We start from the raw sequence: 24649 nt of genomic DNA on the forward strand, positions 1-24649 counted from the left end.
CGTCACGCCTTGACGCGGATCTCCTTGCGGAGGTCGGCGGTGATCTGCGCCGCCGCGTCCTTGCCGAGGCCGGTCGTCGCCTGGCCGGCGTAGACCATGGCGAAGGTGCTGTGGTCCGCCCACGCGCAGAACCAGTTCGTCTGGCGCTGCTTCGTCATGAGGTTCTCGCCCTCGACGGACTGGCACTTCATCACGCCGTTGAAGCCGTCCGGCTCCATCTCCTCCGGAGAGCCGACCAGCTTCGACGTGCTCTTGGTGTCCTTCTTCGCCTCCGCCTGCACGCTGGCGAAGTAGGCGTCGAGGGTCTTCTCCGGGTCGGCGATCGTGCCGTGGACACCGTTGAAGCTGACCGACTTCGCCGTCATCAGCTCCGGGGAGGCCGACGGGTTGGTCATGTCGATCTTCTTGGGGTCGACCGTCGAGTACGAGCCCGTCACGGAGGTGCCGCCCTGGACGCCGGCCTTCTCCAGGTCCTTCACCATGCTGTCGCTGCTCGCGCCCTCCTTGGAGGAGCGCTTGTACTCGCCGAGGACCGTCTCCGGCGCGGTCAGCTTGTGCGGGCCGTCGTCCTCCAGGCCGCCGCCCAGGCCGCCGCCGAAGACGAACCACGCGCCGACGGCGAGGGCCGCGACACCCGCGGTCACCCCGATGACCAGGCCCGTCTTCTTCTTCCGCGCGGGCGGCACCGGGGCGCCCGGGTAGCCGCCCGGGCCGCCGTACTGCGGCTGCTGCGGGGGCTGGCCGTACGCGCCGGGCTGCGGCGGCTGGCCGTACGGGTGGGGCTGCTGCTGCGGGTAGCCGTAGCCGGGCTGCGGCGGCGGGGCCTGCTGCGGGTAGCCGTAGCCGGGCTGGGGCGCCTGCGGGGGCTGGCCGTAGGGGCCGGGCTGCTGCCCGTAGGGGCCCGGCTGACCGTACGGCCCCGGCTGCTGCGGCGGTCCACCGTACGGGCCCGGCTGGTTGTAGCTCATCGAAGGGTTCCCCCATCCAGACGTTTATGCGTTCCCCACATAGTGGCCGAAGCAGGCCCCTCCCAGGCCGCCGGGGTGCGCACCATCACGGAACATTCCCGTTTCAGTACGCGCCTGTGACACCTCTAAACTGGCCCGGTGACCGAGAACACTCAGCAGCAGCCAGCATCCGTCCCCGAACTGCCGACCCAGTACGCGCCGGCCGAGGTAGAGGGGAAGCTGTACGAGCGCTGGGTGGAGCGCGGTTACTTCACGGCCGAGGCGACGAGCTCCAAGCCCGCCTACACCATCGTCATCCCGCCGCCGAACGTCACCGGCAGCCTCCACCTGGGCCACGCCTTCCAGCACACCCTCATGGACGCCCTCACCCGCCGCAAGCGCATGCAGGGGTACGAGGCGCTGTGGCTGCCCGGCATGGACCACGCCGGCATCGCCACCCAGAACAAGGTCGAGCAGCAGCTCGCCGAGGAGGGCAAGTCCCGCCACGACCTGGGCCGCGAGGAGTTCGTCCGGCGGGTGTGGCAGTGGAAGGAGGAGTACGGCGGCAGGATCCTCGGCCAGATGCGCCGCCTCGGCGACGGCGTCGACTGGTCGCGCGAGCGGTTCACCATGGACGAGGGCCTGTCGAAGGCCGTCCAGACCATCTTCAAGAAGCTCTACGACGACGAGCTGATCTACCGCGCCGAGCGCATCATCAACTGGTGCCCGCGCTGCCTGACCGCCATCTCGGACATCGAGGTGGAGTACCAGGAGGACGACGGCGAGCTCGTCTCCATCCGGTACGGCGAGGGTGAGGACAGCCTCGTCGTCGCCACCACCCGCGCCGAGACGATGCTCGGCGACACGGCCGTCGCCGTCCACCCGGACGACGAGCGGTACCGGCACCTCGTCGGCAAGCGCATCAAGCTGCCGCTGACGGACCGTACGATCCCCGTCGTCGCCGACGCGCACGTCGACCCGGAGTTCGGCACCGGCGCGGTCAAGGTCACCCCGGCCCACGATCCGAACGACTTCGCCATCGGCCAGCGCCACGGCCTGGAGTCGCTGACCATCATGGACGAGCGCGGCGTCATCACCGTCCACGGCCCCTTCCAGGGCCTGGACCGGTTCGAGGCGCGCTCCTCCGTCGTCGGCGCGCTGCGCGAGCAGGGCCGGATCGTCGCCGAGAAGCGGCCGTACGTCCACTCCGTGGGCCACTGCTCCCGCTGCCGGACCACCGTCGAGCCGCGCCTGTCGATGCAGTGGTGGGTCAAGGTCGCCCCGCTCGCCCAGGCCGCCGGCGACGCCGTCCGCGACGGCCGGGTCAGGATCCACCCGGAGGACATGTCGAAGCGGTACTTCGACTGGGTCGACAACATGCACGACTGGTGCATCTCGCGCCAGCTGTGGTGGGGCCACCGCATCCCCGTCTGGTACGGGCCGAACGGCGAGGTCGTCTGCGTCGGACCCGACGACGAGGCCCCGACGGGCGAGGGCTGGACGCAGGACACCGACGTCCTCGACACGTGGTTCTCCTCCGGCCTGTGGCCGTTCTCCACGCTGGGCTGGCCGGAGCACACCCCGGACCTGGAGAAGTTCTACGCGACCGACGTGCTGCTCACGGGCCACGACATCATCTTCTTCTGGGTCGCCCGGATGATGATGTTCGGCCTGTACGCCATGGACGGCGAGCCCCCCTTCAAGACCATCGCGCTGACCGGCCTCGTCCGCGACGAGCGCGGCAAGAAGATGTCGAAGTCCTTCGGCAACGTCGTCGACCCGCTGGACTGGATGGACGCGTACGGCTCCGACGCCGTCCGCTTCACCCTCGCCCGCGGCGCCAACCCCGGCACCGACGTCCCGATCGGCGAGGACTGGGTGCAGGCCTCCCGGAACTTCGCCAACAAGATCTGGAACGCCACCCGCTTCGCGCTGATGAACGGCGCGACGGTCGAGGGCCCCCTGCCCGAGCCGTCGCGGATGTCCGCCACGGACCGGTGGATCCTCTCCCGCCTGAACAAGACGGTCGCCGAAGTCGACGCGTACTACGAGGACTTCGAGTTCGCGAAGCTCTCCGACGCGCTCTACCACTTCGCGTGGGACGAGGTCTTCGACTGGTACGTCGAGCTGTCGAAGACGACGTTCTTCGCGGGCGGCGAGCAGGCCCGGGTCTCCGGCCGGGTCCTCGGCGAGGTCCTCGACGTGATGCTGCGCCTGCTGCACCCCGTCGTCCCCTTCGTCACCGACACCCTGTGGACGACGCTCACGGGCGGCGAGTCCCTCGTCGTCGCCGACTGGCCGCGCGACAGCGGCTTCCGCGACGACGTGGCCGAGCGCGAGATCGAACTCGTCCAGCGCGTCGTCACCGAGGTCCGCCGCTTCCGCTCCGACCAGGGCCTCCAGCCCGGCCAGAAGGTCCCGGCCCGCCTCGACCTCGCCGGTACGGCGCTCGCCCCGCACGAGGCGGCCATCCGCCAGCTGCTGCGCCTCCAGCCGGAGGGCGAGGGCTTCCACGCCACCGCCTCCCTGCCGGTCGCCGGCGCCACGGTCGCGCTCGACCTGTCGGGCACCATCGACGTCGCCGCGGAGCGCAAGCGCCTGGCGAAGGACCTGGCGGCGGCCGAGAAGGAGCGGGCCCAGGCGCAGGCGAAACTCGGCAACGAGGCGTTCCTCGCCAAGGCGCCCGACCAGGTCGTCGAGAAGATCCGCACGCGGCTCGCCCAGGCGGACGAGGACATCGCCCGCATCGGCGGCCAGCTGGCGAACCTGCCGCAGGGCTGACCCGCCCGCCCCGAGGGCCCCGCCGGCCGCACGGCCGCGGGGCCCTCGCGGGTCTGGCGCCCAGTGCGCGGGTCCGGCCGGACCGCGGCGGCGGCGCTCCGTAGACTGGACGGCGTGAGTGAGCAGCCCTCGTCCAGCGACCCCAGCGACCACCCGACCGGCGACGCCTTCGACGCCTCCGACGACTTCGACGGCATCGTCGGCGCGGAGACCGAGCGAGACCCCGACCTGGCGGTGATCGAGGCGGGCAGCCGCACCCTGCGCGCCCAGTCCGGCCCGCCCGAGGGGGACCCCGTGCCGACCCGGCCCACCGACCCCGAGGTCGACGCCGCGCTGCGCGAGGTCGAGCAGGAGCTCTCGACCCGCTGGGGCGAGACGAAGTTGGAGCCGTCCGTCCGGCGGATCGCCGCCCTCATGGACGTCCTCGGCGACCCGCAGCGCGCCTACCCCTCCCTCCACATCACCGGGACCAACGGCAAGACGTCCACGGCCCGCATGATCGAGGCGCTGCTCGGCGCGTTCGACCTGCGCACCGGCCGCTACACCTCGCCGCACGTCCAGATGATCACCGAGCGGATCAGCCTCGACGGCGCCCCCATCAGCGCCGAGCGGTTCGTCGAGGCGTACCGGGACGTCCAGCCGTACCTCGACCTGGTCGACGGCAGCCAGGAGTACCGGCTGTCGTTCTTCGAGGTCCTCACCGCGATGGCGTACGCCGCCTTCGCCGACGCCCCGGTCGACGCGGCCGTCGTCGAGGTGGGCATGGGCGGCACCTGGGACGCGACGAACGTCATCGACGCCTCCGTCGCCGTCGTCACGCCGATCTCCCTGGACCACACCGACCGGCTCGGTTCGACCACCGCGGAGATCGCCGGCGAGAAGGCCGGCGTCATCAAGGAGGGCGCCACCGTCATCCTGGCGCAGCAGCCGGTGGACGCGGCGCAGGTGCTGCTGAAGAAGGCCGTGGACGTCGACGCGACCGTCGCCCGCGAGGGCATGGAGTTCGGCGTCGTCTCCCGCGAGGTCGCCGTCGGCGGCCAGCTGCTGACGCTGCGCGGCCTCGGCGGCGAGTACGACGGCGTGTTCCTGCCGCTGTACGGCGCCCACCAGGCCCACAACGCCGCGGTGGCGCTCGCCGCGGTCGAGGCGTTCTTCGGGATCGGCGCCCAGCACGCCCGCCCGCTGGACGTCGACATCGTCCGCAAGGCGTTCGCGTCGGTGGCGTCGCCGGGCCGCCTGGAGGTCGTCCGGCGCAGCCCGACCGTCGTCCTCGACGCCGCGCACAACCCCGCCGGGGCGCGGGCCGCCGCGGACGGCGTGCGGGAGGCGTTCGGCTTCTCCCGGCTCATCGGCGTGGTCGGCGCGAGCGCGGACAAGGACGTGCGCGGGCTGCTCGAAGCCTTCGAGCCGATCTTCGCGGAGGTCGTCGTCACGGCGAACTCCACCCCCCGCGCCATGGACCCCGACGCCCTCGCCGCGGTGGCGGTGGAGGTCTTCGGCGAGGAGCGGGTCGTCGTCGAGCCGCGCCTCGACGACGCCCTGGAGGCGGCGATCACGCTCGCCGAGGAGGAGGGCGAGTTCGCGGGCGCGGGTGTGCTGGTGACGGGTTCGGTGATCACGGTCGGGGAAGCCCGGCTGCTCCTGCGGAAGGGCTGACACGATGCGTACGCTCTGCGCCTCGACACTGATCGGCGAGTTCTTCGTCATCGGTTTCGCCGGGCTGGTGGCCATGAAGGACGACAGCCTCGCCACGGGCACCGTATGGGCCGTGTGCGGCGTCGCGATGCTGCTCTGCGTCCTGCTGTGCGGGATGCTCACCCGACCGGGCGGCGTCCAGCTGGGTTGGGCGCTGCAGATCGCCCTCGTGGCGAGCGGCTTCGTCGTGCCGATCATGTTCTTCCTCGGCCTGCTCTTCGCCGGGCTGTGGTGGGCGTCGATCCACTACGGCCGCCGGATCGACGAGGCGAAGGCCCGCTGGGCGTCGGCGCAGGCCGCCGAGGCCCCGTAGGGGGTGTCTCGTCGATCATGCCGGGAGCCCGGCGTGATCGACGAGACACCCCCTGGCGCCGCCGCCCGCGGACCGGCCGGCGGCCGTGCGGCGGGCCGGCGTCCGGGCCCCGCGGGCCGTATACGCCAGGCGGGTGCCGGGGCGCCGATCACACCGGGTAACCTCGGGCGGAACCGCACACCGCCCGGCCTGCAAGGAGCCGCACACCATGACCGAGCGCACGCTCGTCCTGCTCAAGCCCGACGCCGTCCGCCGTGGCCTGATCGGCGAGATCATCGGCCGTTTCGAGCGCAAGGCCGGCTGGAGCATCACCGCGCTGGAGCTGCGCACCCTGGACCAGGAGACGCTGGAGCAGCACTACGGCGAGCACCAGGGCAAGCCCTTCTACGAGCCGCTCGTCGCCTTCATGTCCTCCGGCCCCGTCGTCGCGCTGGTCGTCGAGGGCGAGCGGGTCATCGAGGGCGTGCGCCGGCTGGCCGGCCCGACCGACCCGATCGCCGCGGCGCCCGGCTCCATCCGGGGGGACTACGGCACGATCGTCCGCGAGAACCTGATCCACGCCTCGGACTCCGAGGAGTCCGCCATTCGGGAACTGAAGCTTTTCTTCCCGGGTCTTTCCTGACCTGCGGTCAGCCATACAGCGCTCTCGCCCTGGGGCGACCGATGGAATTCGGTCGCCCCCCGGCATATGACGACGATGATCGGGAACGCATCGGTCCGACACCTCGTCACCTATACAGAGGCGGACCACCGCGCGGTGTTCGCGTAGGCGGCACTACGATGGAATCCTCCGCTCCACACGAACCAGCGCGCCGTCCTGAGAAGCCGTCAACGCTCTATGGGAAGGCCCGACGCTCCTCATGGGAAACAAGGGGAACTCTATGTCGTTCATCGGCCGTGACATGGCTGTCGACCTCGGGACCGCCAACACGCTGGTGTACGTCAGGGGTCGCGGCATCGTCCTCAACGAGCCGTCGGTCGTCGCCATCAACACCAACACCGGTGGCATCCTGGCGGTCGGCGCGGAAGCGAAGAAGATGATCGGCCGGACCCCCGGCAACATCGTCGCCGTACGGCCGCTGAAGGACGGCGTGATCGCCGACTTCGAGATCACCGAGCGGATGCTCCGCTACTTCATCCTGAAAATCCACAAGCGCCGCTATCTGGCCCGCCCCCGGGTCGTCGTCTGCGTGCCCTCCGGCATCACCGGCGTCGAGCGCCGCGCCGTGATCGAGGCGTCGACGCAGGCCGGCGCCCGCCAGGTGCACATCATCGAGGAGCCCATGGCCGCCGCCATCGGCTCCGGCCTGCCCGTGCACGAGGCCACCGGCAACATGGTGGTCGACATCGGCGGCGGCACCACGGAGGTCGCCGTGATCTCCCTCGGCGGAATCGTCACGGCACAGTCCATCCGCGTCGCCGGCGACGAGCTGGACAACGCGATCATCCAGCACATCAAGAAGGAGTACAGCCTCCTCCTCGGTGAGCGCACCGCCGAACAGATCAAGATCACCATCGGTTCGGCGCACGACCTCGGCGAGGACGAGCACACCGAGATCCGCGGTCGCGACCTCGTCTCCGGCCTGCCGAAGACCGTCGTCATCTCGGCCGGCGAGGTCCGCAAGGCCATCGAGGAACCGGTCAACGCCATCGTCGACGCCGTGAAGACCACCCTCGACAAGTGCCCCCCGGAGCTCTCCGGCGACGTCATGGACCGCGGCATCGTCCTCACCGGCGGCGGCGCCCTGCTGCGCGGCCTCGACGAGCGGCTGCGCCGCGAGACGGGCATGCCGATCCACATCGCCGAGGACCCCCTCGACTCCGTGGCCCTCGGCTCGGGCAAGTGCGTGGAGGAGTTCGAGGCGCTCCAGCAGGTCCTGGACGCCCAGCCCCGCAGGTAACGGCCCACGCCGGTCAGCCGTACGGGTGCTGTCGGACCCGTACGGCTGATCGTTGGTATAACGGCATGAACATTCCTACGAGGAAGGTACGGCCGCCCCACGTGAGGGACACGAAAGAGAGCCGGCTGCTCCTGGCGCTGCTCGTCGCCGTGGCGTTCGCCCTGATCACGGTCGACATCCGCGGCGGGCAGGAATCACCGGTCGACGGAGCCCGGCGGGCCGCCGCCACCGTGTTCGGTCCGGTCGAGAACGGCGTCGCGTCCGCCGTCGACCCGATCGGCAACGCCATCGGGGCCGTACGCGACTCGGGCGAGCGCCACAGCCGCATCGCACGACTGGAGCGGGAGAACGCCGAGCTGAAGGCGAGACTCGGCAGCGACGACCGCAACCGCAACCGGGTCCGGGAGCTCGACACCCTGCTGCGCACGGCCGGCGCCGGCCAGTACGGCATCAAGGCGGCCGAGGTCATCGCCATAGGAGCCGCGCAGGGCTTCTCCTGGACGGTCACCATCGACGCCGGCTCCCACGACGGCATCCGCCGCGACATGACCGTCATCAACGGCGACGGCCTCGTCGGACGCGTCACCACCGTCGGCCCCTCCACCTCCACCGTGCTCCTCGCCAACGACCCCGACTTCACCGTCGGCACCCGCATAGAGCGCACCAACGAGCTGGGCTTCGCCACCGGCCAGGGCGAGCGCCCGCTCTCCGTGCAGCTCCTCAACGGCAAGGCGAAGGTGCGGCCCGGCGACCGGCTCGTCACCTTCGGTTCGCAGGCCGACCGGCCGTTCGTCCCCGGCGTCCCGGTCGGCGAGGTCATCCGCGTCGACCCGTCCAGCGGCGACCTGACCCGCCGGCTCTTCGTCCGCTCCTACGCCGCGTTCAGCCGCCTCGACATCGTCGGCGTGGTCGTCCAGCCGCCGCGCACCGACCCGCGCGACACGGTCCTGCCCGCCAAGCCGAAGCCGGCCCCGACCGTCACCGTCACGGTCACCCCCTCCCCGGACGCGGAGGCCGCCGAGGGCGACCGGCCGCAGGGGGAGCGGGAAGGGCAGGCGGAGGCGCAGCCCGGCGTCACCGGCCGCACCGACGAGCAGGAGCAGGAGTAGTCCCATGCGCTTCAACCGGATCCTGCTCTCCAGCACCCTCGTCGTCGTCGCCCTCGTGGTGCAGGTCTCCGTCCTGGCGCGCCTCCAGCTGCCCGGCGCCGTACCCGACCTGGTCCTGCTGACCGTCCTCGCCCTGTCCCTGGTGTACGGGCACGTCAGCGGCGCGCTCATCGGCTTCGGCGCGGGCCTCCTCGCCGACCTGGCCCCGCCCGCCGACCACGCCGTCGGCCGCTACGCCCTCGTGCTCTGCGTCATCGGCTACGTCGCCGGCCTCACCAAGCCGGAGAACGGCCAGCCCCGGTCCGCCGCCGGCCCCATGGTCATGGTCGTCGCCGCCGCCGTCGGCTCGACGCTGCTTTACGCGGGCGTCGGCGCGCTCGTCGGCGACACCGGGGCGCGCCACGTCGGCCTCGTCTCGCTGATCCTCACCGCCGTCGTCTACGACCTGCTGCTCGCCCCGTTCACCGTGCCGTGGATCATGGCGCTCGCCCGGAAGGCCGACAACGATCCGCTCGCCGAGGCGACCGGCACCGCCGGCGACGTCACCTCCGGCTGGATCGCCTCCGGCACCGGGCTGCACGTCGGCGACCGGCGCGGCGGCGGACTGCGCGGCGGGCTGCGGACCCGGGCCGCCCGGAGCAGAGCGGCCCGCGCGGCCCGCATCAAGGGGGTCAGGCGCCGGTGAGGCCGGGCGGAGCGGTCCGGACGGCACCGGCGACCCGTACGCGTCGACACACCCAGGGGAGGGAGTCATGAGCAACATCCCGGAGACGGGCCGCACCCAGCGCGTCCAGATCCGCCTCGTCGTCATCCAGGTCCTCGTCTTCTCCCTCCTCCTCACCCTCCTCGGCCGGCTGTGGTACCTCCAGATCCGGCAGGGCAAGGAGTACACCGACGAGGCGCGCAACAACCACGTCCAGCAGGTCGTGCAGCCCGCCGTCCGCGGCTCCATCCTCGACGCCCGCGGCGTGCCCCTCGCCGACAACGAGACCCGCCTCGTGGTCTCCGCGTCCCGCACCGAGCTGATGAAGATGAAGGACGACGGCAAGGCCGTCCTCACCCGGCTCGCGGGCGTCCTGCACATGAAGCCCAAGGAGGTCATGGACAAGATCCGCCTCTGCGACTCCAAGACCCCCCAGCCCTGCTGGAACGGCTCGCCCTTCCAGCCCATCCCCGTCACCGACAAGGCCACCACCCAGCAGGCCCTGCAGATCCGCGAACGCGCCGAGGACTTCCCCGGCATCACCGCGGAGCCCACCGCCGTACGCCGCTACCCGGCCCCCGGCAAGGCCCGCACCGCGCAGGTCCTCGGCTACCTCTCGCCCGTCACCGACGAGGAGATCGAGGAGGCCAAGGACAGCGACTCGCCGTTCCTCCGCTCCGACCAGGTCGGCCGCTCCGGCCTGGAGCGCACGTACGACAAGGCCCTGCGCGGCAAGGCCGGCGTCACCCGCTACGAGGTCGACAACCTCGGCCGGGTCCTCGGCGAGGCGGAGAGCGACCCCGGCCGGCCCGGCTCCACCGTCGTCACCAGCATCGACGCACGCGTCCAGGCCGTCGCCGAGTACGAGCTCCACCAGGCGATGGAGACCGTCCGCAAGGAGACCGACCGGGTCACCGGCCGCCCCTACGAGGCCGACGCGGGCGCCGTCGTCGTCATGGAGTCCAAGACCGGCCGCGTCGTCGCGATGGCCTCCCAGCCCGACTACGACCCCAACGCCTGGGTCGGCGGCATCTCCGGCAAGGAGTACGCCCGACTCACCGGCAAGAACTCCAACTACCCGCTGCTCAACCGGGCCATCCAGGGGCAGGCGCCCGCCGGCTCCATCTTCAAGGTGGTCTCGGCGAGCGCGGCGGTACGCGCCGGCTACCCCTTCGACGGCCGCTACAACTGCAGCAGCTCCTACAGCCTCGGCGGCCGCAGCTTCGCCAACTTCGAGTCCAAGGGCCACGGCCCCATCACCCTCGGCGACGCCCTGAAGTTCTCCTGCAACACCGTCTTCTACGCCCTCGGCCACCAGGAGTGGCAGAAGGACGGCGGCCTCAAGCCGAAGAAGGACGCCCACGACTGGTTCTACCGCACCGCACACGACTTCGGCCTCGGCTCCGAGACCGGCATCGACCTCCCCAACGAGGTCACCGGCCGCATCCCCGACCGCCAGTGGAAGCAGCGGTTCTGGCAGGCCAACAAGGACGCCTGGTGCCGGCAGGGCAAGAAGGGCGGTAGCTACGTCGAGCAGATCGCCTACGAGAACTGCCTCGAGGGCAACCAGCTGAAGGCCTTCGACAGCATCAACTACGCCATCGGCCAGGGCGACGTCCTCGTCACCCCCATCCAGATGGCCACCGCCTACGCCGCCATCAGCAACGGCGGCACCCTCTACGAACCCACCATCGGCAAGGCCGTGATCAGCCCCGACGGCAAGAGGATCGAGGAGATCACGCCCAAGCGCCGCGGCCGGCTCCCCGTGGACGCCCAGACCGTCAGCGACCTCGACAAGGGACTGCGCTCCGTCGTCGAACCCGGCGGCACCGCCGCCTGGCGGTTCGAGGGCTGGCCCCAGGACAAGATCCCCATGCGGGCCAAGACCGGCACCGCCCAGGTCTACGGCAAGCAGACGACCTCCTGGTTCGCCACCTACACCGACGAGTTCACCATCGTCATGACGATCTCCCAGGGCGGCACCGGCTCCGGCGCCTCAGGACCCGCCGTCCGCAACATCTACGACGCCCTCTACGGCCTCGACGACGCGGGCAACCAGGACCTCAAGCGCGCCCTGCTGCCCACCCCGCAGAAGACCCTGCCGAAGATCCAGCCCGACGGCTCCATCGACGCCCCCGCCGTCAAGCCGTACGACCCGGAGGCGCAGAAGCCCAAGGACGGCGAGGGCACGGACGACGCACAGCAGGGCCTCGCCGGCCCACCGGTCTGGAGGGACTGAGCGCCACCATGCCCGGAACCAACACCTTCTCCGTCCCCCGCTACGCACCCGAGCGCGGCGGGCTGTGGGCCCGGCTCACCGCCCGCGACTCCCTCGTGCGCCGGCTCGACTGGCCGCTGCTCTTCTCCTCGCTCGCCCTGTCCCTGCTCGGCGCGCTCCTCGTGTGGTCCGCCACCCGCAACCGCACCCAGCTGAACGGGGGCGACCCGTACTCGTTCCTCTTCAAGCACCTGCTCAACACCAGCATCGGCTTCGCGCTGATGGTGGGCACGATCTGGCTCGGCCACCGCACCCTGCGCGGGGCCGTCCCCTTCCTGTACGGCATCTCCGTGGTGCTGGTGCTGCTCGTCCTCACCCCGCTCGGCGCGACCATCAACGGCGCCCACGCGTGGATCGTCCTCGGCGGCGGCTTCTCCCTCCAGCCCTCCGAGTTCGTCAAGGTGACGATCATCCTCGGCATGGCGATGCTCCTCGCGGCCCGCGTCGACGCCGGCGACCAGCTCCACCCCGACCACCGCACCGTCGCCAAGTCCCTGCTCATCGCCGCCCTGCCCATGGCCATCGTGATGCTCATGCCGGACCTCGGCTCGGTCATGGTGATGGTGGTGATCGTCCTCGGCGTGCTCCTCGCCTCCGGCGCCTCCAACCGCTGGGTCCTCGGCCTCGTCGGCGCCGGGGTGGCCGGCGCCGTCCTCGTCGCCGCGCTCGGCGTCCTCGACGAGTACCAGATCAACCGCTTCGCCGCCTTCGCCAACCCCGAGCTCGACCCCGCCGGCGTCGGCTACAACACCAACCAGGCCCGCATCGCGATCGGCTCCGGCGGCCTGTACGGCGCCGGCCTCTTCAACGGCCACCAGACGACCGGCCAGTTCGTCCCCGAGCAGCAGACCGACTTCATCTTCACCGTCGCCGGCGAGGAGCTCGGCTTCCTCGGCGCCGGCGTGATCATCGCCCTGCTCGGCGTGGTCCTCTGGCGGGCCTGCCGCATCGCCCGGGAGACGACCGAGCTGTACGGCACCATCGTCGCCGCCGGCATCATCGCCTGGTTCGCGTTCCAGTCCTTCGAGAACATCGGCATGACCCTCGGCATCATGCCGGTCGCGGGCCTGCCGCTGCCGTTCGTGTCGTACGGCGGCTCGTCGATGTTCGCCGTCTGGGTGGCGGTCGGACTGCTCCAGTCGATCCGGGTGCAGCGGCCACTGGCCGCCTAGCGCCGCCCCACTCCCGCCCCACGCCCGCCCCGCCCTCCCGCCCCGCCCGCCGCCCGGGGCCGCATGGCCGGGCCGTTCCGGGGCACCTGGAAGGGCATGGTGGCGGATGCGAAGCGCGAGATCGAGCGGAAGTACGAAGCCGACCCCGGCACGCGGCTGCCGGACCTCACCGCGGTCCGGGGCGTCGCGGCCGTCCTCGACCGGGGCGTCGCCGAGCTGGACGCCGTCTACTACGACACCGAGGACCTCCGCCTCGCCGCGGCCTCCGTCACCCTGCGCCGCCGCACCGGCGGCGCCGACGCCGGCTGGCACCTGAAGCTGCCGGTCGCCCCCGGCGTCCGCGACGAGGTGCACGCCCCGCTGGCGGACGAGGTCCCGCGCGACCTCGCCGGCCTCGTACGGGCCCGCACCCGCGGCGCCCCGCTCGTCCCCCTCGTACGGCTCCGCTCCCGCCGCGACGTGCGCCACCTCGTCGACGACCGCGGCGAGCTGCTCGCCGAGGCGAGCACCGACACCGTCCGCGCCGAACGCCTCAATGGCGGCGGGGGCGGCGACGCCACGGCCGAGTGGACCGAGATCGAGGTGGAGCTCGCCGACGGCGCCGACCCCGCCTTCCTCGACGCCGTCGACAAGCGGCTGCGCAAGAAGGGGCTGGCCCCCTCCGGCGCCGCCTCCAAGCTCGCCAAGGCGCTCGACCACACCGGACGGCGACCGCCCCGCGCCCCGGAGCCCGACGGCACCGCCGGCGGCCACCTCCTGGCCCACCTGCGCGAACAGGCCGACCGGCTCGCCGCCCACGACGCCGCGGTCCGCCGGGACCTGCCCGACTCCGTCCACCAGATGCGCGTCGCCACCCGCCGTCTGCGCAGCGCCTTCCGCAGCTACCGCAAGCTCCTGGACCGGTCCGCGACCGACCCGGTCGCCGCCGAGCTGAAGTGGCTCGCCCGCGAACTGGGCGCCGACCGCGACCAGGAGGTCCTCACCGAACGCCTCACCTCCCACGTCGACGCCGTCCCCGTCACGCTGCTCCTGGGACCGGTCCGCGCCCGGCTGCGCGCCTGGTCGGCCGCCGGCCGCGCCCGGGTCCGTGCCCGCACCCTCGCCGCCCTCGACGGCGAGCGGTACACCGCGCTCCTGGACGCCCTCGACGCCCTCCTCGCCGACCCGCCCCTGCGCCCGGCCGCGGCGGGGCCCGCCGACGAGGTGCTGCCCGCGGCGGTCCTGCGCGAGTACGACCGGATGGCCACCCGCGTCGACCGCGCGCTCGGCCTGCCGCCCGGCCCGGACCGGGATCTCGCCCTGCACGAGGCCCGCAAGGCCGCCAAACGCGTCCGGTACGCCGCGGAGGCCGCCGCGCCCGTGCTCGGCAAGCGCGGCAAGCGGTTCACCAAGGGCGTGAAGACCGTGCAGAAGGTCCTCGGCGAGCACCAGGACAGCGTCGTCGCCCGCGACGCCCTGCGCGACCTGGCGATCCAGGCCCACGGGGCCGGCGAGACGGCCTTCACCTGGGGCCTGCTCCACGGCCGGGAGGAAGCCCGCGCGGACGCCTGCGAACGGCGGCTGCCGCGGGTGTGGGCGGAGGTCGAGGCGGGGAAACCGCGACGGCTCTGACCGCCGGCGGGCCGGGGTACGCTTGAGAGTCGCCCCCCTGCCCGCTCATGAAGGTCTCTGATGTCCGAGTCGGTCTTCCCACAGCTCGAAGCTCTGCTCCCGCACGTGCAGAAGCCCATTCAGTACGTCGGCGGTGAGTTGAACTCCACCGTCAAGGAGTGGGACGCGTGCGACGTGCGCTGGGCGCTCATGTACCCGGACGCCTATGAGGTCGGTCTGCCCAACCAGGGTGTCATGATCCTCTACGAGGTACTCAACGAGCGCGAGGGCGTCCTCGCCGAGCGCACCTACAGCGTGTGGCCCGACCTCGAGGCGCTGATGCGCGAGCACGGCGTACCGCAGTTCACCGTGGACAGCCACCGGCCGGTGGGCGCCTTCGACGTCTTCGGCCTGAGCTTCTCCACCGAGCTGGGCTACACCAACATGCTCACCGCGCTCGACCTCGCGGGCATCCCGCTGAGCGCGGCGGACCGCACGCTCGACGACCCGATCGTGCTCGCGGGCGGCCACGCGGCCTTCAACCCCGAGCCGATCGCGGAGTTCATCGACGCGGCGATCATCGGCGACGGCGAGCAGGCCGTCCTCGACATGACCGACATCATCCGCGCCTGGAAGGCCGAGGGCCGCCCCGGCGGCCGCGAGGAGGTCCTCCTGCGGCTGGCGAAGACCGGCTCCGTGTACATCCCGGCGTTCTACGACGTCGAGTACCTGCCGGACGGCCGCATCGGCCGCGTCGTCCCCAACCGCTCCGGCGTGCCGTGGCGCGTGTCCAAGCACACCGTCATGGACCTCGACGAGTGGCCCTACCCCAAGCAGCCGCTCGTCCCGCTCGCCGAGACGGTCCACGAGCGGATGTCCGTGGAGATCTTCCGCGGCTGCACCCGCGGCTGCCGCTTCTGCCAGGCCGGCATGATCACGCGCCCCGTGCGGGAGCGAAGCATCACCGGCATCGGCGAGATGGTCGACAAGGGCCTGAAGGCGACCGGCTTCGAGGAGGTCGGCCTGCTGTCGCTCTCCTCCGCCGACCACTCCGAGATCGGCGAGGTGGCCAAGGGGCTGGCCGACCGGTACGAGGACGACAAGATCGGCCTGTCGCTGCCCTCCACCCGCGTGGACGCGTTCAACGTCGACCTGGCCAACGAGCTGACCAGGAACGGCCGCCGCTCCGGTCTCACCTTCGCCCCCGAGGGCGGCTCCGAGCGCCTGCGCAAGGTCATCAACAAGATGGTCTCGGAGGAGGACCTGATCCGCACGGTCGCCACCGCCTACGGCAACGGCTGGCGCCAGGTGAAGCTGTACTTCATGTGCGGCCTGCCCACCGAGACCGACGAGGACGTCCTGCAGATCGCCGACATGGCGATGAACGTCATCCAGAAGGGCCGCGAGGTCTCCGGCGCCAACGACATCCGCTGCACCGTCTCCATCGGCGGGTTCGTGCCCAAGCCGCACACCCCGTTCCAGTGGGCGCCGCAGCTCTCCGCCGAGGAGACCGACGCGCGCCTGGAGAAGCTCCGCGACAGGATCCGCGGCGACAAGAAGTACGGCCGCTCCATCGGCTTCCGCTACCACGACGGCAAGCCCGGCATCGTCGAGGGCCTCCTCTCGCGCGGCGACCGCCGCGTCGGGGCCGTCATCCGCGCCGTGTACGAGGACGGCGGCCGCTTCGACGGCTGGCGCGAGCACTTCAGCTACGACCGCTGGATGCAGTGCGCCGAGAAGACGCTCCCCGCCTACGGCGTGGACGTCGACTGGTACACGACGCGTGAGCGCACCTACGAGGAGGTCCTGCCCTGGGACCACCTGGACTCCGGTCTCGACAAGGACTGGCTCTGGGAGGACTGGCAGGACGCCCTCGACGAGACCGAGGTCGAGGACTGCCGCTGGACCCCGTGCTTCGACTGCGGCGTCTGCCCGCAGATGGACACGCACATCCAGATCGGCCCCACCGGCAAGAAGCTGCTGCCGCTGTCCGTCGTGAAGTGAGCGCCTGACGCCGTGCCGGCGTCCTGAGGACCGGACGCCTCGACGTCCGTGCGACGGCCCGGCCGGGGGGAGCAGCCCCGGCCGGGCCGTCGGCGTACCGGGGCGCCCGCGGCGCCGGCGGCCGGGCCGGCGGGGCCGGCGGAGGTACGGCCTGGGGAACCCGGCGGAGTCACGGCGCGTACCCTGGGTAGGACAACGACCGCACCCGGCGTGGCGCCCGCATCCGAGATCTCCCCGCGACAGCGGGGGTGAGCCGGGCGGGACCCCCGGGGGCCGCCCGAATTTCGTGGGCGGCGCGCCACCGCGCCCGCCCCGCACCGAGGAGAAGAACCACTGGGCAAGCGACAGCCCGAAGGCCCGCCGCCCGCACCGGCGGTGCAGCGCATCCGATTGCGCTACACCAAGCGCGGCCGCCTCCGGTTCACCAGCCACCGAGACTTCCAGCGCGCGTTCGAGCGCGCCCTGCGCCGCGCCGAGGTGCCCATGGCGTACTCGGCCGGCTTCACGCCCCACCCCAAGGTGTCGTACGCGAACGCCGCCCCGACGGGTACCGGCTCCGAGGCCGAGTACCTGGAGATCGCGCTCACCGCGCACCGCGACCCCGTCACGCTGCGGGAACTGCTCGACGCGTCGCTGCCCGACGGGCTCGACGTCGTCGACGCGGTGGAGGCCCGCACCTCCGGCCTCGCCGACCGGCTCACCGCCTCCGTGTGGGAGCTGCGGCTCGACGGGGTCGAGCCCGCGGACGCCGAACGGGCCGTCGCCGCGTTCCTCGCGGCCGACGCCGTCGAGGTCCAGCGCCGGACGAAGAACGGCCTGCGCAGCTTCGACGCGCGTGCCGCCGTGGCGGGGCTCGAAGCCGTTCCCGCGGCCGGTGATAGGCCCGCGGACGGCCCCTGTGCGATACTGCGGCTGGTTGTTCGGCACGTGACACCTGCCGTCCGACCCGACGACGTCCTGTCCGGTCTCCGAGCTGTGGCCGACCTGGCGCCGCCGGTCCCCGCAGCGGTGACCAGGCTGGCGCAGGGGCTCTTCGACGAGGAGTCCGGCACGGTGACCGACCCGCTCGCGCCCGACCGCGAGGCAGTCACGGCCGCCCCACCCAAGGCCGCCGGACCCGCCGTCGCGACGGCGCCGGAAGGTGCAGGTTCCGCGTAGGGGCTGTCGTCGAAGCGCGGCCCTGGTACTCGGGAGCCACCTGGGTCGGGCCGCGTACAGACACAGAAGACTTTCGCCAGGCCGTGCGCACAAGGCGTACGGAACCGGCGAGCCAGACATCAGCTCCCGTGCGGCGCCCGCGCCCCGGACGGCGGCCACCGCGCATCGCGCGTGCCGCGGCCGGACCGGACACAGACGCGGCGCCCGGGAGCGTGACGGGAGAACCCCCGCATGCTCGAAGCGAACGAGACCGGCACCGCCGGTACCACCCAGAACGACGACAACGGCCCCGGCGACACGCTGCCGCCGCGCCGCAGGCGCCGCGCCGCGTCCCGCCCCGCGGGCCCGCCGGCCGGCGCGGAGACGACCGCGCAGGCCGCGCCCGCCCCGGCCGCCGCCGAGAGCGCCGACACGCCCGGGCAGCCCGCCCCGGCGGACGCGCCCGACGAGGCCGCTCCGGCGCGCCCCCGCCGCCGCGCCACCCGCAAGGCGACCGCCCCGGCGCCCGAGGCCGCCGAGGCCCCGCGGGCCGCCGCCGTCGAGGCCCCCGTGGCGCAGGACGCGCCCGTCGAGGCCCCGGCCGCCGAGGAGGCCGCTCCGGCCCGTACGCGCCGCCGCGCCACCCGCAAGGCGACGGCGCCCGCCGCCGAGGCGCCCGCCGAGCCCGCGCCCGCCGCGGAGGCCGTCGAGGCACCGGCCGCGCAGGCCCCGGCCGCCGAGATCCCGGCCGCCGACGAGGCCGCCCCGGCGCGCCCGCGCCGCCGCGCGACCCGGAAGGCGACCGCCCCGGCGCCCGTGGAGGCGCCCGAGGCCGCCGAGACCGTCGAGGCCCCGCGGGCCGCCGCCGTCGAGGCCCCCGTGGCGCAGGCCGCGCCCGTCGAGGCACCGCCCGTCGAGGAGGCCGCTCCGGCCCGTACGCGCCGCCGCGCCACCCGCAAGGCCACCTCGCCCACTGCCGAGGCGCCCACCGCCGAGGCGCCCGCGACCGCGCAGAGCGCCGAGGCCACCGCGCCCCAGACGCCCGCCGAGCAGCCCGCCCAGGCCCCGGCCGCCGAGGCCCCCGCCGCCGAGGAGGCCGCTCCCGCCCGTGGCCGCCGCCGCGCCACCCGCAAGGCGACCGCGCCCGCCCCGCAGCCGGAGCCGGAGCCGGCCGCCGCCGCGGAGAGCGACGAGCCCGCCGGGAGCGGCGAGACCCTCCCCGCCGACACCGTCGCGCAGATCACCACCGGCGACACCCGTGCCGTCGCCGCCGCCGAGCAGGCCGCCACCCGGGGCCGCACGCGCCGCCGCGCGTCCTCCCCGCAGTTCACCGCCGAGGCCGCGCAGAAGCCGGACACCGCCCGCGGACGCCGTGCCGCGCGGCCCGCCGTGCCGGTGTTCCAGGCCCCGGTCTTCTCCGAGCCGATGTTCCAGACCCCCGAGACCGCCGCCGCGATGGCCGCCGCCGAGGCCGCGCAGGTCGCGGAGGTGGACGAGGAGACGGACGAGACCGCCGCACCCGCGACCGCCGAGACGGCCGCCCCGGCCCCCGCCGAGCGCCCCGAGAGCGGTGGCCGCCGCCGTCGCCGCCGCCGCGCCGAGGCCGCCGAGACCGCCCCCCGACCGGTGGAGCCCGCCCCGGCCGAGCCCGCGGCGCCCGCCGCCGAGCCCGCCGAGGCCGTCATCGAGGAGGAGGCCGAGCCGGCCGACGCCGAGGAGCACGACGAGTTCGACGAGCGCCCCTCGCGCCGCCGCCGGCGCGGTGGCCGCCGTCGCCGCCGCGGCGAGTCGGCCGACGCCGACGAGCACGACGACGAGCGGGACGCCGACGAGCACGACACCGACGCCCCGCGCGGCACCGCCGACGCGGAGCACGAGGCCGACGACGAGTCCGAGGAGGACGACGAGGACGCCGACGGCGACGCCACCCCGTCCGCCGCCGGCACCAGCAGCTCCCGCCGCCGTCGCCGCCGTCGCCGCCGCAGCGGTGAGCCGTCCGCCGACGGCGAGCCGGCCGGCGAGGACGACGGCGTCCGCACGGTCGTCAAGGTCCGCGAGCCGCGTCCGGCCCGCGAGAAGGCCGAGCCCGGCACGGGCGCCGACGAGGTGCAGTCCATCAAGGGCTCCACGCGTCTGGAGGCGAAGAAGCAGCGCCGCCGCGAGGGCCGCGAGCAGGGCCGCCGCCGCGTCCCGATCATCACCGAGGCCGAGTTCCTCGCCCGCCGCGAGGCCGTCGAGCGCGTCATGGTCGTCCGCCAGAGCGGTGAGCGCACCCAGATCGGCGTCCTCGAGGACGACGTGCTCGTCGAGCACTACGTCAACAAGGAGCAGGCCACCTCGTACGTCGGCAACGTCTACCTGGGCAAGGTCCAGAACGTCCTGCCGTCCATGGAGGCCGCGTTCGTCGACATCGGCAAGGGCCGCAACGCCGTCCTGTACGCCGGCGAGGTCAACTTCGAGGCGCTCGGCATGGCCAACGGGCCGCGCCGCATCGAGGCCGCCCTGAAGTCCGGCCAGCCCGTCCTCGTCCAGGTGACGAAGGACCCCATCGGCCACAAGGGCGCCCGCCTCACCAGCCAGGTCTCCCTGCCCGGCCGCTACCTGGTGTACGTGCCCGAGGGCTCGATGACCGGCATCAGCCGCAAGCTGCCCGACACCGAGCGCGCCCGGCTGAAGACCATCCTCAAGAAGATCGTCCCCGAGGACGCCGGCGTCATCGTCCGCACGGCGGCCGAGGGCGCCAGCGAGGACGAGCTGCGCCGCGACGTCCAGCGGCTCCAGGCGCAGTGGGAGGAGATCCAGGAGAAGGCGAAGAGCGGCAACGCCCCGACCCTCCTCTACGGCGAGCCGGACATGACCGTCCGCGTGGTCCGCGACATCTTCAACGAGGACTTCTCGAAGGTCATCGTCAGCGGCGACGACGCGTGGGAGACCATCCACGGGTACGTCTCGCACGTCGCCCCCGACCTCGCCGACCGGCTCCAGCGCTGGACCTCCGAGGTCGACGTCTTCGCGACGTACCGGATCGACGAGCAGCTGATGAAGGCGCTGGACCGCAAGGTCTGGCTGCCGTCCGGCGGTTCGCTGGTGATCGACAAGACCGAGGCCATGATCGTGGTCGACGTCAACACCGGGAAGTTCACCGGCCAGGGCGGCAACCTCGAGGAGACCGTCACCAGGAACAACCTGGAGGCGGCCGAGGAGATCGTCCGCCAGCTGCGCCTGCGCGACCTGGGCGGCATCGTCGTCATCGACTTCATCGACATGGTGCTGGAGTCCAACCGCGACCTCGTGCTGCGGCGGCTGCTGGAGTGCCTGGGCCGGGACCGCACCAAGCACCAGGTGGCCGAGGTCACCTCGCTGGGCCTGGTCCAGATGACCCGCAAGCGGGTCGGCCAAGGCCTGCTGGAGTCGTTCTCCGAGACGTGCGTCCACTGCAACGGCCGCGGCGTCATCGTCCACATGGAGCAGCCGACCGGCACGGGCGGCGGCGGTGGCGGCGGCAAGCGCGCCCGCAAGCGCGGCCGCGGCGGCGACCAGCCGCACGACCACGCGGAGCACGCCGACCACGCCGAGGCGGTCGAGTACGCCGAGCCGTCCGCCGACGAGGCCCCGCACTCCGCGCCGGCCCCGGTCGCCGAGCCCGCCTTCGCCCCGGACGAGGAGCTGTACTCCAGCGCCGCCGAGGCCGAGGCGGCCGCCACCCGCGGCCGTACGCGCCGCCGGGCCTCGCGCCGGGCGTCGGCTCCGGCCGGTACGCCCAAGGGCGCCGGGACCGAGCAGGCCGCCGAGTCGCCGGTGGTGCCGGTGGCCGACCCGATCGTGGTGCCGGAGCCGGCGGCCGAGGAGCCGCAGGCCGAGCCCGCGCAGGCGCCCGCCGCCCCGGAGTCGGCCGTCACGGAGCCCGCCGCCCCGGAGCCGGTCGCCCCGGAGCCGGTCGAGGAGGCCGCGCCGCAGGGCCGTACCCGCCGCCGGGCGACCCGACGGGCGTCCGCTCCGGCCGGTGCGCCGAAGGCCGCAGAGGCCGCCGAGGCCGTCTCCGTGGTCGTGGCCGCCGAGCCCGCCGCCCCCGAGGCGCCGGCCGCACCGGCCGCCGCCGAGGAGCCGACGGCGGCGAGCGAGCCGAGCGAGCCGGCCGCCGAGGCCGCGCCGCCCCGTCCGCGCCGCCGGGTGGTCCGCAAGGTGACCTCCCCGGCCGGTTCCCCGGCAGGGGCGCAGGAGGCCGCGATCGTCGTCGTGGCCACCACCCCGGCCACCGCCGCGCAGCAGCCCGCCGAGGCCCCCGAGGCCCCGCAGGGCGGCGGCGACGAGGCGGCGGACGAGGCCGCCCCGGCGAAGAAGACCGCCCGGAAGGCGCCGGCGAAGAAGGCCGCCGCCAAGAAGACGGCGGCCAAGAAGACGGCCGCCAAGAAGACGACGGCGAAGAAGGCCACGGCCACCAAGTCGGCGTCGAAGACGGCCAAGACCGCCAAGACGGCCAAGTCCAAGAAGGCCGTGGCCGCCGAACAGGCGTCCCCGGCGGGCGTGACGGCCGTCACGGAGGACTGAACACCCGGTGAAGACCGGCTGAAATGATCAGTGCCCCGCCCCGCATTCCTGCGGGGCGGGGCACTGCTTTCGTTTCGGAATCGATGCTTCACGCCGTTAAGCGCCCGGAAATTGGCAGAGTCATTCCTGATAATGTGACGCCGGTCGATGCCGTCCGCCGGTCCCCACCGGAGCGCGCGGGCAGCATGGACTCGGTTCCGGGCCGGACCCGTCCCGGCCGTCATCGGTAGGGCGTCGGCATCGCGCCGGAGGGGCTAGCGCGCGCTCTCGACGAGACGTACGCACACCCCGGACCTCTGCCACGAAGAGCTCTTGCGGTGTTCAAGGAGGACGTCCATGCCGAGCGTCAACGAGCAGCCCATCCCCGCTGCCCGCCCGGTCATCGGTGAAGAGGAGATCGAGGCGGCCGTACGCGTACTGCGCAGCGGCCGTGTCGTACAGGGCCCCGAGGTGGCCGCCTTCGAGGAGAGCTTCGCGGAGCTGGTCGACGGCCGCCACTGCGTCGCCGTCAACTCGGGCACCTCGGCGCTGCACCTCCTTCTGATGGCCCTGAACATCGGCCCGGGTGACGAGGTCATCGTGCCGTCGTTCTCGTTCGCCGCGTCGGCGAACGCGGTCCGCCTGGTCGGGGCCGACGTCGTCTTCGTCGACGTCGAGCCGGACTCGTTCTGCCTCGACCCGGCCGCCGTCGAGGCCGCCGTCACCCCGCGCACGGTCGCGATCATGCCGGTGCACCTGTACGGCCACCCGGCCGCCATGGACAAGATCATGGCCATCGCCGACAAGCACAAGCTGGCCGTCGTCGAGGACGCCTGCCAGGCCCACGCCGCGGCCCTGAACGGCACCCCCGTGGGGGCGTTCGGCGCCGGCGGCACCTTCAGCTTCTACCCGACCAAGAACATGCACTCCCTGGAGGGCGGCATGGTCACGGTCGGCGACGCCGAAGTCGCCCGCACCCTGCGCCTGCTGCGCAACCAGGGCATGGAGCAGCGCTACGCCAACGAGATCGTCGGCGCCAACATGCGCATGACCGACGTCGCCGCCGCGATCGGCCGCGTCCAGCTGGCCAAGCTGAACGGCTGGACCGAGCAGCGCATCGCCAACGCCGCCTACCTCAGCGAGCACATCACCGCGCCGAACGTCGTGACCCCCGTGGTCGCCGAGGGCGCGCGCCACATCTTCCACCAGTACACGATCCGCGTCCGCGGCGACCGCGAGGCCGCCATGGCGAAGCTGACCGAGGCGGGCGTCGGCAACGCCGTGTACTACCCGACGCCGATCCACCGCCTCAAGCCGTACTGGGAGCCGGACCAGAAGGCCGGCCGCACCTGGGACCTGCCGGAGACGGAGAAGGCGGCCGCAGAGGTCGTCTCCCTCCCCGTCCACCCCTCGCTCACCCAGGACGACCTGGAGCGGATCGTCACCGCCGTCAACGCCCTGGGGGAGGAGCTGTGACCGCCACCGGAACGCTCCGGGCCGGCCTCGTCGGCCTCGGCTCGATGGGCCGCCACCACGCCCGCGTCCTCGCCGGCCTGGACGGCGTCGAGTTCGTCGGCGTCGTCGACCCGATGGGCGACAAGAACGGCTGGGCGCAGGGCGCCCCCGTCCTCGCCACCGTCGAGGAACTGCTCGCGCTCGGCGTCGACTACACCGTCGTCGCCTGCCCGACCGCCCTCCACGAGGAGGTCGGCCTGAAGCTGGCCGAGGCCGGCGTGTGCGCGCTCATCGAGAAGCCCGTCGCGGACACCGTCGAAGGCGCCCGCCGCCTCGTCGAGGCGTTCGAGTCCCGCGACCTGGTCGCCGGCGTCGGCCACATCGAGCGCTGCAACCCCGCGCTGCGCTCCCTGCGCGCCCGCCTGGAGGCCGGCGAACTCGGCGACGTCTTCCAGGTCGTCACCCGCCGCCAGGGCCCGTTCCCGCACCGCATCGCGGACGTCGGCGTCGTCAAGGACCTCGCGACGCACGACATCGACCTCACCGGCTGGGTCACGGGCCAGACGTACACGTCGATCGCCGCGCGCACCGTCTCCAAGTCGGGCCGTCCGCACGAGGACATGGTCTCCGCCGTCGGCCAGCTCTCCGACGGCACGATGGTCAACCACCTCGTCAACTGGCTGAGCCCGCTCAAGGAGCGCTTCACCTCGGTCACCGGCGAGCGCGGCTGCTTCATCGCCGACACCCTCACCGCCGACCTGACGTTCTACTCCAACGCCGCCGTCGCCACCGAGTGGGAGGCGCTGCGCGCCTTCCGCGGCGTCGCCGAGGGCGACATGGTCCGGTACGCCATCCCCAAGCGCGAACCGCTCCTCGTCGAGCACGAGCTGTTCCGCGACGCCGTCCTCGGCAAGTCCGACGACATCTGCACGCTCCGCCAGGGCCTGCGTACCGTGGAGGTCGCCGCGGCCGTCCTGGAGTCGGCCGCCACCGGCGACACCGTCCGTCTCAACGGCTCCGCAAAGGGGTAGGGGTAG

Annotated in this window: 16 protein-coding genes; 15 read left to right on the top strand and 1 reads right to left on the bottom strand. The window is 73.1% G+C overall.

Annotated elements, in window-relative coordinates:
• Positions 1-2: 2 nt before the first annotated feature.
• A complete protein-coding gene (locus tag LPA54_RS07800) occupies positions 3-968 on the bottom strand; it encodes a DUF3824 domain-containing protein (protein WP_228975130.1) in 966 nt (321 codons plus the stop codon).
• A gap of 138 nt (positions 969-1106) precedes the next feature.
• On the opposite strand from LPA54_RS07800, the gene LPA54_RS07805 reads away from it, so the two are divergent.
• The 15 genes from LPA54_RS07805 to LPA54_RS07875 all read left to right on the top strand — a co-directional run bounded on the left by LPA54_RS07805 (position 1107) and on the right by LPA54_RS07875 (position 24643).
• Positions 1107-3728, top strand: coding sequence for a valine--tRNA ligase (locus LPA54_RS07805; protein ID WP_228975131.1), 2622 nt, complete (start codon positions 1107-1109; stop codon positions 3726-3728).
• Positions 3729-3842: 114 nt separating this feature from the next.
• Positions 3843-5384, top strand: coding sequence for a folylpolyglutamate synthase/dihydrofolate synthase family protein (locus tag LPA54_RS07810; RefSeq protein WP_228975133.1), 1542 nt, complete (start codon positions 3843-3845; stop codon positions 5382-5384).
• 4 nt (positions 5385-5388) lie between these two features.
• Complete coding sequence (locus LPA54_RS07815) at positions 5389-5736, top strand: DUF4233 domain-containing protein (protein ID WP_228975135.1); 348 nt, start codon at positions 5389-5391, stop codon at positions 5734-5736.
• 208 nt (positions 5737-5944) lie between these two features.
• Positions 5945-6358: a nucleoside-diphosphate kinase gene (gene ndk, locus LPA54_RS07820; RefSeq protein ID WP_228975137.1), complete on the top strand. Its 414-nt coding sequence runs from the start codon at positions 5945-5947 to the stop codon at positions 6356-6358.
• A 259-nt stretch (positions 6359-6617) separates the two neighbouring features.
• Positions 6618-7637, top strand: a complete 1020-nt coding sequence (locus LPA54_RS07825) for a rod shape-determining protein (RefSeq protein ID WP_228975139.1) — start codon at positions 6618-6620, stop codon at positions 7635-7637.
• 101 nt (positions 7638-7738) lie between these two features.
• Positions 7739-8746: a rod shape-determining protein MreC gene (gene mreC / locus LPA54_RS07830; protein WP_228975140.1), complete on the top strand. Its 1008-nt coding sequence runs from the start codon at positions 7739-7741 to the stop codon at positions 8744-8746.
• Between the two features lie 4 nt (positions 8747-8750).
• Positions 8751-9431 carry a rod shape-determining protein MreD gene (gene mreD / locus LPA54_RS07835; protein WP_228975141.1) on the top strand — a complete coding sequence of 227 codons (681 nt, stop codon included), beginning with the start codon at positions 8751-8753 and terminating at the stop codon, positions 9429-9431.
• A 67-nt stretch (positions 9432-9498) separates the two neighbouring features.
• Positions 9499-11688, top strand: a complete 2190-nt coding sequence (gene mrdA / locus LPA54_RS07840; RefSeq protein ID WP_228975143.1) for a penicillin-binding protein 2 — start codon at positions 9499-9501, stop codon at positions 11686-11688.
• An 8-nt stretch (positions 11689-11696) separates the two neighbouring features.
• On the top strand, positions 11697-12899 hold the full coding sequence (gene rodA / locus LPA54_RS07845) for a rod shape-determining protein RodA (RefSeq protein WP_228975145.1): 1203 nt from the start codon (positions 11697-11699) through the stop codon (positions 12897-12899).
• Between the two features lie 99 nt (positions 12900-12998).
• Positions 12999-14510: a CYTH and CHAD domain-containing protein gene (locus tag LPA54_RS07850; protein WP_228975221.1), complete on the top strand. Its 1512-nt coding sequence runs from the start codon at positions 12999-13001 to the stop codon at positions 14508-14510.
• Between the two features lie 60 nt (positions 14511-14570).
• Entirely contained in the window at positions 14571-16493 is a 1923-nt protein-coding gene (locus LPA54_RS07855) for a TIGR03960 family B12-binding radical SAM protein (protein WP_228975146.1), read from the top strand.
• 375 nt (positions 16494-16868) lie between these two features.
• Positions 16869-17651 (top strand): TIGR03936 family radical SAM-associated protein, encoded by a 783-nt coding sequence (locus tag LPA54_RS07860; protein ID WP_228975148.1) that lies wholly within the window; start codon positions 16869-16871, stop codon positions 17649-17651.
• A 231-nt stretch (positions 17652-17882) separates the two neighbouring features.
• The gene (locus LPA54_RS07865) at positions 17883-22178 is read left to right on the top strand and encodes an Rne/Rng family ribonuclease (RefSeq protein WP_228975150.1); all 4296 of its coding nucleotides are present in this window, start codon (positions 17883-17885) and stop codon (positions 22176-22178) included.
• Between the two features lie 336 nt (positions 22179-22514).
• The gene (locus LPA54_RS07870; RefSeq protein ID WP_228975152.1) at positions 22515-23633 is read left to right on the top strand and encodes a DegT/DnrJ/EryC1/StrS aminotransferase family protein; all 1119 of its coding nucleotides are present in this window, start codon (positions 22515-22517) and stop codon (positions 23631-23633) included.
• Positions 23630-24643: a Gfo/Idh/MocA family oxidoreductase gene (locus LPA54_RS07875; RefSeq protein ID WP_308112818.1), complete on the top strand. Its 1014-nt coding sequence runs from the start codon at positions 23630-23632 to the stop codon at positions 24641-24643. Before LPA54_RS07870 ends, LPA54_RS07875 begins: the two co-directional genes overlap by 4 nt.
• Positions 24644-24649 lie beyond the last annotated feature (6 nt).

Source organism: Streptomyces sp. DH12 (assembly GCF_020873895.1).
GTDB lineage: Bacteria > Actinomycetota > Actinomycetes > Streptomycetales > Streptomycetaceae > Streptomyces.

Coding starts and splice junctions, on each gene's coding strand:
- mreD (WP_228975141.1), top strand. CDS start 8,751: ATGCGCTTCAACCGGATCCTGCTCTCCAGCACCCTCGTCGTCGTCGCC.
- mrdA (WP_228975143.1), top strand. CDS start 9,499: ATGAGCAACATCCCGGAGACGGGCCGCACCCAGCGCGTCCAGATCCGC.
- LPA54_RS07870 (WP_228975152.1), top strand. CDS start 22,515: ATGCCGAGCGTCAACGAGCAGCCCATCCCCGCTGCCCGCCCGGTCATC.
- ndk (WP_228975137.1), top strand. CDS start 5,945: ATGACCGAGCGCACGCTCGTCCTGCTCAAGCCCGACGCCGTCCGCCGT.
- LPA54_RS07865 (WP_228975150.1), top strand. CDS start 17,883: ATGCTCGAAGCGAACGAGACCGGCACCGCCGGTACCACCCAGAACGAC.
- LPA54_RS07815 (WP_228975135.1), top strand. CDS start 5,389: ATGCGTACGCTCTGCGCCTCGACACTGATCGGCGAGTTCTTCGTCATC.
- LPA54_RS07825 (WP_228975139.1), top strand. CDS start 6,618: ATGTCGTTCATCGGCCGTGACATGGCTGTCGACCTCGGGACCGCCAAC.
- LPA54_RS07800 (WP_228975130.1), bottom strand. CDS start 968: ATGAGCTACAACCAGCCGGGCCCGTACGGTGGACCGCCGCAGCAGCCG.
- LPA54_RS07855 (WP_228975146.1), top strand. CDS start 14,571: ATGTCCGAGTCGGTCTTCCCACAGCTCGAAGCTCTGCTCCCGCACGTG.
- rodA (WP_228975145.1), top strand. CDS start 11,697: ATGCCCGGAACCAACACCTTCTCCGTCCCCCGCTACGCACCCGAGCGC.